Source organism: Streptomyces sp. SID13666 (assembly GCF_010548325.1).
Classification (GTDB): Bacteria; Actinomycetota; Actinomycetes; order Streptomycetales; family Streptomycetaceae; genus Actinacidiphila; species Actinacidiphila fildesensis.
On the sequence record NZ_JAAGLX010000021.1, the window covers coordinates 1 to 13,004 of the forward strand.

The 13,004-nt window shown below is 71.3% G+C and carries 11 protein-coding genes and 1 pseudogene; 8 read left to right on the forward strand and 4 right to left on the reverse strand.

Annotated features, from left to right (window positions below):
- Together G3I60_RS24640 and allB are read right to left on the reverse strand one after the other, a co-directional pair.
- A pseudogene (locus G3I60_RS24640) lies at positions 1–202 on the reverse strand (allantoicase); the annotation flags it as partial.
- Positions 199–1,533 carry an allantoinase AllB gene (gene allB, locus G3I60_RS24645; RefSeq protein ID WP_164607744.1) on the reverse strand — a complete coding sequence of 445 codons (1,335 nt, stop codon included), beginning with the start codon at positions 1,531–1,533 and terminating at the stop codon, positions 199–201. The gene allB and the pseudogene G3I60_RS24640, both read right to left, overlap by 4 nt.
- A 229-nt stretch (positions 1,534–1,762) precedes the next feature.
- Here allB and G3I60_RS24650 point away from each other — a divergent pair, with 229 nt between their 5' ends.
- Positions 1,763–2,536, forward strand: coding sequence for an IclR family transcriptional regulator (locus G3I60_RS24650; RefSeq protein ID WP_138357466.1), 774 nt, complete (start codon positions 1,763–1,765; stop codon positions 2,534–2,536).
- On the opposite strand, the gene G3I60_RS24655 is transcribed toward G3I60_RS24650, so the two are convergent.
- The gene (locus G3I60_RS24655; RefSeq protein WP_138357473.1) at positions 2,495–2,794 is read right to left on the reverse strand and encodes a DUF5955 family protein; all 300 of its coding nucleotides are present in this window, start codon (positions 2,792–2,794) and stop codon (positions 2,495–2,497) included. The two genes, G3I60_RS24650 and G3I60_RS24655, sit on opposite strands and share 42 nt — an antisense overlap.
- 252 nt (positions 2,795–3,046) lie before the next feature.
- A complete protein-coding gene (locus G3I60_RS24660; RefSeq protein WP_343241964.1) occupies positions 3,047–4,936 on the reverse strand; it encodes a protein kinase in 1,890 nt (629 codons plus the stop codon).
- Positions 4,937–5,074: 138 nt separating this feature from the next.
- Between G3I60_RS24660 and G3I60_RS24665 the strand changes: the two genes are divergently transcribed.
- From G3I60_RS24665 to G3I60_RS24695, 7 genes are all read left to right on the forward strand, one after another.
- Entirely contained in the window at positions 5,075–5,755 is a 681-nt protein-coding gene (locus G3I60_RS24665) for an NTP transferase domain-containing protein (protein WP_164295188.1), read from the forward strand.
- A 128-nt stretch (positions 5,756–5,883) separates the two neighbouring features.
- A complete protein-coding gene (gene aceB, locus G3I60_RS24670; protein ID WP_138357464.1) occupies positions 5,884–7,503 on the forward strand; it encodes a malate synthase A in 1,620 nt (539 codons plus the stop codon).
- Positions 7,504–7,655: 152 nt separating this feature from the next.
- A complete protein-coding gene (locus tag G3I60_RS24675) occupies positions 7,656–7,952 on the forward strand; it encodes an SCO5918 family protein (RefSeq protein ID WP_203218473.1) in 297 nt (98 codons plus the stop codon).
- 162 nt (positions 7,953–8,114) lie between these two features.
- Entirely contained in the window at positions 8,115–9,575 is a 1,461-nt protein-coding gene (locus G3I60_RS24680) for an endonuclease/exonuclease/phosphatase family protein (protein WP_164295189.1), read from the forward strand.
- A complete protein-coding gene (locus G3I60_RS24685) occupies positions 9,572–11,569 on the forward strand; it encodes a phosphocholine-specific phospholipase C (RefSeq protein ID WP_164607738.1) in 1,998 nt (665 codons plus the stop codon). The genes G3I60_RS24680 and G3I60_RS24685 overlap by 4 nt, the downstream gene beginning before the upstream one ends.
- A gap of 96 nt (positions 11,570–11,665) precedes the next feature.
- Positions 11,666–12,154, forward strand: coding sequence for a GNAT family N-acetyltransferase (locus tag G3I60_RS24690; RefSeq protein WP_138357461.1), 489 nt, complete (start codon positions 11,666–11,668; stop codon positions 12,152–12,154).
- 2 nt (positions 12,155–12,156) lie between these two features.
- Complete coding sequence (locus G3I60_RS24695; protein ID WP_164295191.1) at positions 12,157–12,972, forward strand: GNAT family N-acetyltransferase; 816 nt, start codon at positions 12,157–12,159, stop codon at positions 12,970–12,972.
- The last annotated feature ends 32 nt before the right edge of the window (positions 12,973–13,004 follow it).

A 13,004-nucleotide genomic window follows, 5' to 3' on the forward strand; every position in this document is an offset into this window, starting at 1 on the left:
GCGCCGGCTCCGGGATCAGCAGATTCTCCCGCTCCGCGAAGAACTCGTCATTCGCCGCGATCACCCCCGCACCCAACCGCCGATCCGCCAGATCCACCAGATCCGTGAACGGCAACTCCGCACGACGATAATCCCCATACGGATCACCCCCACCGAACGGCCGCGCATCACCGGTGAACGAAGTCGAGGACGTGGAGGTCATGCGGTCTCCCGGGTGATCAGACGGCCGGTGGGCTCGTTCGTGACGCCGTTCTCGGCGATCAGTTCGCCGCGCAGCCAGGTGCTGCGGACGACGCCGTGCAGGGTCTTGCCGGCGTAGGCGGTGATGCGGTTGCGGTGGTAGAGCTCGGCGGGGTCGACCGTGAAGGTCTCGTCCGGGGCGAGGACCGCGAAGTCGGCGTCGTAGCCGACCGCGATGGCGCCCTTGGTGGAGAGTCCGACGAGGGCGGCGGGCGCCTGGGACATCCAGCGGGCGACGTCGGCGACGCTGTGGCCGCGGCGGCGGGCCTCGGTCCAGATGGCGGGCAGGCCGAGCTGGAGCGAGGAGATGCCGCCCCAGGCGGCGGCGAAGTCGCCGGTCTCCTTGACCTTGAGCTCGATCGTGGACGGCGAGTGGTCGGAGACGATGCAGTCGATCGTGCCGTCGGCCAGGCCCTCCCAGAGGGCGTCCTGGTTGGCGGCCTCACGGATCGGCGGGCAGCACTTGAACTCGGTGGCGCCGTCCGGGACTTCCTCGGCGGTGAGGGTGAGGAAGTGCGGGCAGGTCTCGACGGTGAGCTTGACGCCCTCGCGCTTCGCCGCGGCGATGAGCGGCAGCGCGTCGCTGGACGACAGGTGCAGCACGTGCACCCGCGCCTTCAACCGCTTGGCGAGGGTGATGAGCCCTTCGATGGCGGCGTTCTCGGCGGCGCGGGGCCGGGAGGCGAGGAAGTCCGCGTAGTGCGGGCCGCCGCGCTGCGGGGCGCCGTCGATGAGCTGGGGGTCCTCGGCGTGGACGATCAGCAGACCGTCGAAGCGGGAGAGCTCCGTCAGCGCGTCCGCCAGCTCCTCAGGGGAGAGCTGCGGGAACTCGTCGACGCCGGAGTGCAGCAGGAAGCACTTGAAGCCGAAGACGCCGGCGTCGTGGAGGGGCTGGAGGTCCTTGACGTTGCCGGGGACGGCGCCGCCCCAGAAGCCGACGTCGGTGTGCACCTTGCCGCGCGCGGTGTCCTGCTTGACGGCGAGGTTCTCGACGGTCGTGGTGGGCGGGATGCTGTTGAGCGGCATGTCGACCAGCGTCGTGATGCCGCCGGCCGCGGCGGCGCGGGTGGCGGAGGCGAAGCCCTCCCACTCGGTGCGTCCGGGGTCGTTGATGTGCACATGGGTGTCGACCAGGCCCGGGAGCACCGCGTCGTCGCCGAGGTCGACGAGCCGGGCGCCTTCCGGGACGTCGGCGTCGTACGCCCACACGGCGGCGATCGTGCCGCCGCTGACCGCGACCGCGGCCGGGCGCTCCCCCTCGGGCGTGACGACCCGAGTCGAGCGCAGGACCATTTCCACCACGTGCGGCCTCCAAATTTCAACGTTCTGTTGAACGAATGTGCAGGACAGGGCGGTGAACCGTCAAGGGCATGTAAGATTCCACAAAGCGGAATTCACATTTCGCCACAGCCTCCGTAGCTAGCTACAGGAGAAGGCCCGCAAGAGATCAATTGGCCGAGGTCGGCCGGTAGGCTTCCCCCCATCATCCACCGCTCGCCCAACCGCTCAGAGGAGATCGCACGTGTCGTCAGACCGCGCAGGAGGCGTTCAGTCGCTCGAACGTGCCTTCGACCTGCTGGAGCGGATGGCCGACGCGGGCGGCGAGGTCGGTCTGAGCGAGCTCTCCGCCAGCAGCGGGCTCCCGCTGCCCACCATCCACCGGCTGATGCGCACCCTCGTCGACTGCGGCTACGTACGGCAGCAGCCGAACCGCCGGTACGCGCTCGGCCCGCGGCTGATCCGGCTCGGCGAGAGCTCCGCCAAACTGCTCGGCACCTGGGCCCGCCCCTTCCTCGCCGAGCTGGTCGAGACGACCGGCGAGACGGCGAACATGGCACTGCTCGACGGGGACGAGATCGTCTACGTCGCCCAGGTGCCGTCCCGCCACTCCATGCGGATGTTCACCGAGGTAGGACGGCGGGTGCTGCCGCACTCCACCGGCGTGGGCAAGGCGCTGCTGGCGCATGTGCCGCCGGACGAGGTGCGCGCGCTGCTCGCCCGTACCGGGATGCCCGCCGCGACCGAGAAGACGATCACCAACGCGGACGATTTCATAAGAGAGCTGGAGAAGATCCGCGAGGCCGGCTACGCGGTGGACGACAACGAGCAGGAGATCGGGGTCCGCTGCCTGGCGGTCACCGTCCCCGACTCCCCCGCCGCCGCGGCCATCTCGATCTCCGGGCCCGCGGGCCGGGTCACCGAGGTCGCCACGGAGAAGATCATCCCCATCCTGCAGGACATCGCCCGGCAGCTGTCACACGCCCTCGCCAGCGCCGGGGCCGGCACCAGCGCCTGACCCGAAGAGGTCGACGGCCCTGCGCAGCTCGGCCAGGGCCACCGCCAGCGCGCTCACCGACCCCAGCGCCGCCGCGACCAGCAGCAGCGAGTGCCGCATCCGGTCGATCTCCAGGATCCCGGCGTCCGCGGCATTGGCCAGCGCGCCCAGTTCGTCCTCGGCTATCGCTCGGTCCGGTAACTCCGACCGCAGGCCGGCCAGCTCCCGGCGCACCCGGGCGACCGACAGGCGCAGCGCCGTCACCCGGGGATCCTCCACGCCGGACGTGGCCCCCGCCCTGACGTCCGCGGCCGTACGTGCGGCCGCACCACAACTCTCATCGTTCACAGACCCCACCCCCCACCTCCCACACCTCGGCGAGCGCGCCCCCCAGCGCCCCCGCGCGCGCCCCGGAGCGGGTCCGGGGCGCGCTCAGTTAACGCGAACCGATGCGCGGGACGCCATACGGACGACGAAATCCGCGCCAACTTCCTTGTGCGGCAAGCGACTTGGCGACAATTCCGGTGGCGATCAGTTCCGCGGTACGACGGCGTTGCGCCAGACGGTCAGATCCACGGTGACGTATTCGCTGTCCGTGTGCTCCGACCCGAAACCCCGGATGGTCACCAGGCCGATGTGCCCCGACTCGGTCGTCACGCAGATCTTCGAACCCTTGGTAAGCGTCTCCTTCAGGATGCTCGTGGCGTACCGCGTGTTGGCGCGGCAGCCGGCCAGGGTCGCGGGTTCACCGGGCATCACGAGCGCCAGGGTGTTCTTGCTGCTGTTGGTGGCGACGTGCGTGCCGGAGATGTGGTCCGGCGCGTAACCGAAGTCCCCCTCGTAGTTCACATCCGCCTTCTCCGGGCGCGGAGGCTCGTCGGCGAACGTCAACGTGTAGCCGCCGGGGATGTTGAGGCCGGTGTACGAGGCGGGCTTGGGATCCACCGGGGCCGAGCTCTGCCCGGTCTGGTTCCCGGTCGTGCCGCCGGTGGCGGACGGCGTCTTGGTGCTCTGGTTGCTCGACGACTTCTTGTCGTCCCCCTTGTTGATGGCCGAGTACACGGCGGAGCCGACCAGGAGCGCGACGATGACGCCCGCGACGACCAGACCCGTCCGCTTCTTCTTCTTCGGCGGCAGGGGCAGAAAGCCCCCGGGCCTGCCGGGGCCGTTGGTGGGCGGGTACGCGTAGCCGCCCATCGGGGGCCGGGGCTGCTGCGGGTGCTGCATCGGCTGCGCCTGCTGCGGGAACTGCTGCGGGTGGGCCTGTTGCGGGAACTGCTGCGGGTGGGCCTGTTGCGGGAGGCCGGGCTGCGGCTGGGCCTGCTGCGGGTGGACGGGCTGGTGGTTCACCGGCTGGGTCGGCGGGTGGAGCGGGGGCGCGGTCGGCGGCACCGCCTGCGTGGGCTGATAACCCGGCTGCGGGGTCGCCGGCGGAGCCGGCTGCGGAGCGGCGGGCTGGACCGGCTGCGGCGCCGGGGCGGCCGCCTGCGTCAGATCGGCGGCGTACGACGGCGGCAGCCAGCCGTCCGGGCGGCGCAGCGCCGGGTCCTTGGACGCCTGGCCGCACATCGCGATGATCTGGGCGGTGGACGGCCGGAGGGTCGGGTCCTTGATGAGGCAGCGGGTGACGATCTCGCGCAGTTCGCCCGGCAGCTCGGACAGGTCCGGCTCCTCGTGCACGATCCGGTAGAGCACGCCGTGCGAGGGCCCGTCGCCGAAGGCGGCGCCGCCCATCGCCGCGAAGGCCGCGATCTGGCCCAGCGCGAAGATGTCGGTGGCCGGTGTGCAGCTCGTGCCGGCCGCCTGCTCCGGGGACATGAAGGCCGGGGTGCCGATGCTGACACCGGTGCTGGTGAGCGCGGTGGTGTCGGCGGCCCGCGCGATGCCGAAGTCGATGACGCGCGGTCCGTCGACGGCGAGCAGCACGTTGGACGGCTTGAGGTCCCGGTGCACGATGCCCGCGTGGTGGATCACCTGCAGCGCTTCGGCGATCCCGGCGATGAGCAGCAGCACGGTCGGCACCGGCATCGCGCCGTGATCGGCGACCGCCGCGTGCAGCGAGGGCCCCGCCACATAGGCGGTGGCCAGCCACGGGTGCGGGCCCTCGGTGTCGCTGTCGATCACCGGCGCGGTGTAGAGGCCCTGCACGCGCTGGGCGGCCAGCACCTCCTGGCGGAACCGGCGGCGGAACTCGGGGTCCTCGGCGAACTCGGGGCGGATCACCTTGATCGCCACCGGTCGGCCGCCGGGCGTGTAGGAGAGGTAGACCTTGCCCATCCCGCCGGCGCCCAAGCGGGCGCTGAGCAGGTATCCGGCGACGGTCTTCGGGTCGTCGTCCGTCAGCGGCTGGAAGATCTCAGGATCCGGGGCCGAGGTGTCCGCCACGGTGGCGGGCACCGGGCCCTGCTGATGATTCGTCACGTCTGCCCCTTGGCCTGCGAATACCCGTCCCTTACGGCGCTGAGCCTACCGAAGCCCGCGCTCCGCCCGCCGCCGTGAGGCCAAACGCCCGATGTGCCCCTCTTCGCCTCCGGCCGCCGCGTCCTGTAGGGAGGAGGCATGAAACCCATCGCACCGAGCGATTCCGCCACTCTTCCCTCCATCGCCGGCCTGCTGCTCGCGGCCGGCGGCGGGCGGCGCCTGGGCGGCCGCCCGAAGGCGCTGCTGGAGTACGCGGGCCGCCCGCTGGTCGAGCACGCGCTGCGCGGGCTGCGCGAGGCGGGCTGCGGGCCGGTGCACATCGTGCTCGGTGCGGCGGCCGACGAGGTTCGCGAGCAGGCCGACCTGGCGGGCTGCGTCCTGGTCGACAACCCGGACTGGGCCGGCGGGATGGGCTCGTCGCTGCGCGCGGGCCTGCGGTCGCTGGCGGACACGGCGGAACAGCGGGCGGGCACCGGGGCGCAGGCGGTCGTCGTGGCGCTGGTGGACCAGCCGGGGATCGGCGCGGGGGCGGTCGCCCGGGTGATCAACGCGTACCGGGGCCCGGCGAGCCTGGCGGCGGCCTCGTACGGGGGACGGCGCGGCCATCCGGTGCTGTTCGGCGCGGACCGCTGGGCGGACATCGCGGACCTCGCGACCGGCGATCAGGGAGCCCGCGACTACCTGAAACGCCACCAGGAGGCGATCGCCCTCGTCGAGTGCGGTGACATCGCCGACCCCGCCGATATCGACACCCCTGATGACCTGCACCTTCTGAAACCCGTGAGCGAGCCCGCTGCACCGCGTGCCACAAAACGTTGATCTTCCGCAATGCGGATACTATGCTCCACCTCGCAGAAGCGCCCGTATTCCGGTACGGCCCGGCACCCCGTGCCAGGGCCACGACCCGGCGGCCGCCCGGCACCCTTTGTCCCCTAGAGGAGTCAGCCATGTCCGCAGCAGTGCCGTCCTCGGCGGCCGTCGTCGCAGACGACGCACCCCCCGTCCCCCGCGCGGAGGAGGTGCTGACGCAGCAGGCTCTGACCTTCATCGCCGAGCTGCACCGACGCTTCGCCCCGCGCCGAGCCGAGCTGCTCGCGCTCCGCAAGGAGCGCCGCACCGAGATCGCCCGTACCGGCACCCTGGACTTCCTCGCGGACACCGCACATGTCCGCGCGGGAGACTGGCAGGTGGCCCCGGCCCCGGCCGCGCTCAACGACCGCCGCGTCGAGATCACCGGTCCCACCGACCGCAAGATGACGATCAACGCGCTGAACTCCGGCGCCAAGGTCTGGCTCGCCGACTTCGAGGACGCCTCGGCTCCCACCTGGGAGAACGTCGTCGGCGGCCAGATCAACCTGATCGACGCCTATGAGCGCCGGATCGACTTCTCCACCGAACAGGGCAAGTCGTACGCGCTGAAGGACGAGGCCGAGCTGGCCACCGTCGTCATGCGCCCGCGCGGCTGGCACCTGGCGGAGCGGCACCTGACCGTCGACGGCGAGGCCGTCCCCGGCGCCTTCGTCGACTTCGGGCTGTACTTCTTCCACAACGCGACGCGGCTGATCGCCAAGGGCAAGGGTCCGTACTTCTACCTGCCCAAGACCGAGTCGCACCTCGAAGCGCGGCTGTGGAACGAGATCTTCGTCTTCTCGCAGGAGTACGTGGGCATCCCGCAGGGCACCGTCCGCGCGACCGTCCTCATCGAGACGATCACCGCCGCGTTCGAGATGGAGGAGATCCTCTACGAGCTGCGTGACCACGCCGCGGGCCTGAACGCCGGCCGCTGGGACTACCTCTTCTCCATCGTGAAGAACTTCCGCGACGGCGGCGAGAAGTTCGTCCTGCCGGACCGCAACGCGGTGACCATGACCGCGCCCTTCATGCGCGCGTACACCGAGCTGCTGGTGCGCACCTGCCACAAGCGCGGCGCGCACGCGATCGGCGGCATGGCCGCGTTCATCCCCTCGCGCCGTGACGCCGAGGTCAACAAGGTCGCCTTCGAGAAGGTCAAGGCCGACAAGGACCGCGAGGCCGGCGACGGCTTCGACGGCTCCTGGGTCGCCCACCCCGACCTGGTGCCGATCGCCCGCGCCTCCTTCGACGCGGTCCTCGGCGACCGGCCGAACCAGAAGGAGCGGCTGCGCGAGGACGTCCACGTCACCGCCGACCAGCTGCTGGCCATCGACTCGCTGGACGCGAAGCCGACCTATGACGGCCTGGTGAGCGCGGTCCAGGTCGGCACCCGCTACATCGAGGCGTGGCTGCGCGGCCTGGGCGCCGTCGCCATCTTCAACCTGATGGAGGACGCGGCCACCGCGGAGATCTCCCGCTCGCAGATCTGGCAGTGGATCAACGCGGGCGTCGTGTTCGAGAACGGCGAGAAGGCCACCCACGACCTGGTCCAGCGCGTCGCCGCGCAGGAGCTGGCCGCGATCCGTGCCGAGGTCGGCGACGAGGCGTTCGCCGCGGGCAAGTGGACCGAGGCGCACGACCTGCTGCTGCGGACCGCGCTCGACGAGGAGTACGTCGACTTCCTCACCCTCCCGGCCTACGAACTGCTGGGCTGACACCCGTCCCGCACCCGTTCACACGCCCGAGCGGGCCCCGGTCCACAGGGCCGGGGCCCGCTTCGTTATCCCGGGGAGCTGTGCCATCGTGCCGGTATGTGACAACGTGGGAGTACCTGTTACGTCCCTTCTGCCCTTGCTGAGGCATGATGATCCGCTGCACCATCGCTGGAGTCTCCTTCTATCTGCAGGCAAGCGAGGTGGAGCAGAAGATGAGCGGGATCAAGCCCGAACCCATCACCGGCGAGTCTGTGAAGATCGGAAATCGCATCTACCCCGTCAAGCAGGTGGGGGCGATTATCACCCGGCAGGACCCGCGTGATTTCAGCGCTGCCCAGATGGTCCGCGCCCTGGAGAAGCTCGAGTTCAAGTGCTTCCCGAAGCCCGCTCCCGCTCCGCCCGCGGAGGTTCCGGACGTCCTGCCGCAATCCCCTCCGTACTGGACCTGACGTCACCGGCGCGAGTTCTGCGGGTCGTCCTTCCCCGGACATCCGGAGTTCTTGACGCGTGTGCCGCGGGCCGACTGAATAGCCCAAGTTGTTCAGCCAACTTGTGCAGCCCGGTCGGCCCGTGAGGCTGGCGTGCCCACCGGGCGGAGAGGAACCTCCCCCGTGCCACCCAGTACTCTCGCCCTCACTTCCCCCGCCGCCCCCTATGAGGGCGACCGCCTCACGTTCCACTGGGCCACCGACACGCCGGACGCCAAGAACTGGGTCGGCGTCTACGACGGCGCCCGTCAGCCCGGCACCGGCTCCTCGATCGTGTGGAAGTACACACCCGGTGCGTCCGGTGATGTCGTGCTCGACACCTCGACCCTGACCGGCGGCCCCTACACCGCGTATCTGCTGGCCAAGGACGGCTACGGCATCCTGGCGCAGACCGCCGCCTTCTCCTTCCGCCCCAAGCCTGCCGCCCCGCGCCCGCACGCCGTCGTCGACGGGCTCACCACCGGGCCCGTCACCGCCGGCGGCGCGGTCTCCGTCAAACTCGCCGGACTGTGGACACGGCCGGCGGGCACCCCCGCCGGAAGTGCCGTGTTCAGCCGGACGGGCGGCGACTCCTGGCTCTCCGTCAGCTCCGCCGGTGTCGTCACCGGCACCGCGCCGGCCACCGCCCCCGCGCGGCCCGGCGTGCTGACCGTCGCCGTAAAGGACAGCGCCGGCGGCTCCGACACCCTCACCGTGCAGGTCCCGGTGCGCGCCGCCGCGGCCGCCCAGCGGCTGAAGGTGGCGTCCTGGAACCTGTGGGACGCGGGCACGCACATCGACGGAGCGCTGGAGAAGCAGCTGCGCACCGTCCTCACCCAGGGCCTGGACGTCGTGGCCCTGCAGGAGACCGGCGGCACCGCCGCCAAGGCGCTCGCGGACGCGCTGGGCTGGTTCTCGTACCAGTCCCCCGGCAGCCTCGGTGTCGTCAGCCGCTATCCGCTGGGCACCGTGACGGCTCCCACCACCGCCCTCCCGGCCGCCGGGGTGGCCATACAACTCGCCGCGGGCCGCACCGTACGGCTGTGGGCCGCGCAGCTCGACGAGAACGGCTACGGCCCCTACGCGGCGCAGGACGGCAGAACCGCCGCGCAGATCGAAGCCGCGGAACAGGCGAGTGTCCGTTTCCAGCAGGCGCAGGCGCTGGCCGCCGCGATGAAGGCCGATCTGGCCTCCGGAACCCCGGTGGTGCTGGCCGCTGGGCTCGCCTCGCCGTCGCACCTGGACTGGACGGCCGCCACCCGCGCGGCGCACAGCGGGGTGGGGCCGGTCAACTGGCCGGTCACCGTGGCCCTCAAGCAGGCCGGCCTCATCGACGCCTTCCGGTCCGCGCACCCCGATCCGCTGGCGTCGCCCGGCAACACGTGGTCGCCGGTGCGCAAGGTGCGCGGCAGCGGCCAGGAGCCGCAGGACCGCATCGACCAGGTCCAGTTCGCCGGCCCGCTGACCCTCGTCGAGGCGCACACCCTGGTGACCGGCTGGCCGCAGCCCGCACCCGGCACCGCCGGCAACGGCTGGCCGTCCGACTGCGCCGCCGCCGTCGCCACCTTCACCCTGGCCACCCCGACCCCGGGAGCACACCGATGACCCCGCTGAGCCGCCGCTCCTTCGTCGGAGCCACCGCCGCCGCGGGCGCGGCCGCCGCCACCGTCGGGCTGCCCGGCGCCACCGGGACGGCCGCCGCCGCGGCGCCCGTGACCGGTACCGCCGGAGCCACAGCCGCGGCCACCGGCACTCCGGCCGACGTCAAGCACGTGGTGATCCTCATGCAGGAGAACCGCAGCTTCGACCACTACTTCGGCGCGATGAAGGGGGTGCGCGGCTTCGACGACAAGCAGGGGCTGCTCTTCCCGGGCGGCGACTCCGTCTTCCGCCAGCCCGACCCGGGCCGCACCGACGGCAACGTGATGCTGCCCTTCCGGATGGACAGCACCAAGTACAACGCCCAGAACGCGGGCGGTCTCGCCCACGACTGGAGCACCAGCCACCAGGCCATCAACGGCGGCGCCATGAACAAGTGGGTCGCCGCCAAGGGCGAGCGCTCGATGGGCTACTTCACCCGCGAGGACCTCCCCTACCAGTACGCCCTCGCCGACGCGTTCACCTTGTGCGACGCGTATTTCTGTTCCATGGCCGGGCCCACCGACCCCAACCGCCTCTACCTGTGGTCGGGTACGGCGGGCCCCGGCAAGGACGGCACCACCGGCCCGTGGATCGACAACACCCCGCTGCCCGAGAACCCGGTCGCGGACTGGACGACGTACGCCGAGCGGCTCTCCGCGCACGCGGTGAGCTGGCGCGTCTACCACAACCCGAGTCTCGACGAGCGGTACGGCGACTACGACGACAACGCGCTCGCCTACTTCTCGCAGTTCCACAAGTTCGCGACGGACGACGCCCGCTACATCAACGCGATGACCAAGTGGGACCTGACCGCCTTCGACCAGCACTGCAAGGACGGCACCCTGCCGACCGTCTCCTGGCTCGTCGCGCCCTACCTGTTCTGCGAACACCCGGACGCCAGCCCCGACTACGGCGCGCACTACGTCAACACCGCGCTGCAGTCGCTGATGTCGAACCCCGCGGTGTGGAAGAACACCGTCTTCCTCGTGATGTACGACGAGAACGACGGCTACTTCGACCACGTCGTCCCGCCGACCCCGGAGCCCGGCACGGCCGAGGAGTTCGCCCAGGGGCGCCCGATCGGTCTCGGCAACCGGGTGCCGCTGTGGGCGGCCTCGCCCTGGTCGCGCGGCGGGTACGTCAACTCGCAGGTCTTCGACCACACGTCCGTGCTGCGGTTCCTCGAAGTCGTCACCGGCGTCCAGGAGCCGAACATCTCCGCCTGGCGGCGCTCCGTCTGCGGCGACCTGACGAGCTGCTTCGACTTCGCCAACCCGGACTACTCGATACCGGCGCTGCCGGACACCGTCGCGCTGATGGCCAAGGCGGACGCCAACAAGTCGCTGCCCGCGGTGAAACTGCCCGCCACGGGCGCGCAGAGCATGCCGTCCCAGGAGCCGGGAACGCGCCCGCACCGGCCGCTGCCCTACCACCCCTGGGCGGACGCCACGGTCGACCGCGCCACCGGCAAGGTCGTCTGCACCCTGTCCAACACCGGCACCACAGGCTTCCACTACACGGTCTACCCCAACATCGAGCTGGCGTTCTCCGGCACGCCGTTCACCGTCGCGCCCGGCGCCACCGCCACGTACACCTGGGACGCGTCGCAGACCGACGGCCGCTACGACTTCACCGTGCACGGCGCCGACGGCTTCGTCCGCCGCTTCGCGGGCACCGTCGTCCCGGCCGGCCAGGACGATGTGGCGGTCCCCGCCGTACGGGCCACGCTGCGGGGAACCTCCGTCGCGCTGAAACTCTCCAACGCCGGCAAGGAGCCGGTCCTGTTCACCGTCGCCCCGAACGACTTCGGCGGCGCCGCCAGGACCGCCTGGGTGGACCCGGGCCACTGCGGTGAGATCCTCTGGCCCACCAGCGGCGGCCGCTACGACATCACTGCCACAGCAGGCACCGGCACCCGCTTCGCCCAGCGCTACGCGGGGACGGTGCACCCGGTCTGACCTCGGACGCGACAGCCGGGGCGACAACGGGAAGCGACAGTGGGGCGGTCGAAACCGAGTGGCGTTTCGGCCGCCCCTCGTCGCATGATGTCCGTCATGCTCATCCGAGATGTGACTCCTGACGACTGGCCCGCGATCTGGCCGTTCCTGCAAGGCATCGTGGCCCGGGGTGACACGTTCACCTATCCCCGCGATCTGGACGAGGCCACCGCGCGCGACATGTGGATGCTCCAGGCACCCTCGCGCACGGTGGTCGCCGTCAGCGAGGACGGGACGGTGCTCGGCACGGCGAAGATGAACCGCAACCACATGGGCGGCTCCGCCCACATCTCCAGCGCGAGCTTCATGGTCGCCCCCGAGCACACCGGGCACGGCACCGGCCGGGCGCTGGCCGAGGAGGCGCTCCGTTGGGCGCGCGCCGAGGGGTACCGCGGGATGCAGTTCAACGCGGTCGTAGCGTCGAACGTCCGGGCCGTGGGGCTGTACGAGTCGCTCGGCTTCGAGGTCCTGGGCACGGTCCCGGAGGGCTTCCTGCATCCGGACGAGGGCTATGTCGGACTCCACATCATGTACCGGGGGTTGTGACCATGACGATCGACGAACGCGCCGTCGCGTACCGCGACACCTACAACGAGCAGCTCCGGGCGCGCGGGGTGACGCGCGAGACGGCGGAACGGTCCGGCCCCGTGGTCCGGCAGCTCCTGGCCGGGCACGGCGGGCTCATCACCTACCGCGACCTCGGCGGGCTGGAGGGCGGTGAGCTCGACACGTTCATCGCCGCGCAGCGCGACCATTTCGCCGCGCTGGGCGAGGAGGTGGAGTGGAAGTACCACGGCCACGACCTGCCCGCCGACCTCCCGGAGCGCCTGACGGCCGCCGGGTTCACCGCCGGGGAACGGGAGACGGTACTGGTGGGCGAGGCCGCCCAGCTGGCCGCCGAGCCGGTGCCGCCGCAGGGCGTGACGCTGCGCGAGATCACCTCCCGAGCGGATCTGGAGCGGATGCGGGTCATGGAGGAAGCGGTCTGGGGCTATGACCACAGCTGGCTGCCGGACGTCCTGGAGCGGGAGTTGAACGGCGAGGGCGACCCGTGTGTCGTGGTGGTCGCCGAGGCGGGGGACGAGGTCGTCTCCGCCGCCTGGATGCGGCTGCACCCCGGTACGGAGTTCGCGTCGCTGTGGGGCGGCTCCACCCTCGCCGCCTGGCGCGGCCGGGGCATCTACCGCGCACTCGTCGCCCACCGCGCCCGGCTCGCCGTGGCGCAGGGGGTGCGCTACCTCCAGGTCGACGCGACCGACGACAGCCGCCCGATCCTGGCCCGGCTGGGCCTGCTGCCGGTCGCCACCACGACGCCGTACGTCTGGAAGCCCGCAGCGGAGCCGCAGGAGAGTCCCGCCGGCTGACTGCGGGACTGCTGAAACGTTCTTGAGCCGTC

Excerpts from the sequence above, each read along its gene's own strand:
- aceB (WP_138357464.1), top strand. The coding sequence starts at position 5,884 with ATGTCCGCAGCAGTGCCGTCCTCGGCGGCCGTCGTCGCAGACGACGCA.
- G3I60_RS24685 (WP_164607738.1), top strand. The coding sequence starts at position 9,572 with ATGACCCCGCTGAGCCGCCGCTCCTTCGTCGGAGCCACCGCCGCCGCG.
- G3I60_RS24690 (WP_138357461.1), top strand. The coding sequence starts at position 11,666 with ATGCTCATCCGAGATGTGACTCCTGACGACTGGCCCGCGATCTGGCCG.
- G3I60_RS24665 (WP_164295188.1), top strand. The coding sequence starts at position 5,075 with ATGAAACCCATCGCACCGAGCGATTCCGCCACTCTTCCCTCCATCGCC.
- G3I60_RS24695 (WP_164295191.1), top strand. The coding sequence starts at position 12,157 with ATGACGATCGACGAACGCGCCGTCGCGTACCGCGACACCTACAACGAG.
- allB (WP_164607744.1), bottom strand. The coding sequence starts at position 1,533 with ATGGTCCTGCGCTCGACTCGGGTCGTCACGCCCGAGGGGGAGCGCCCG.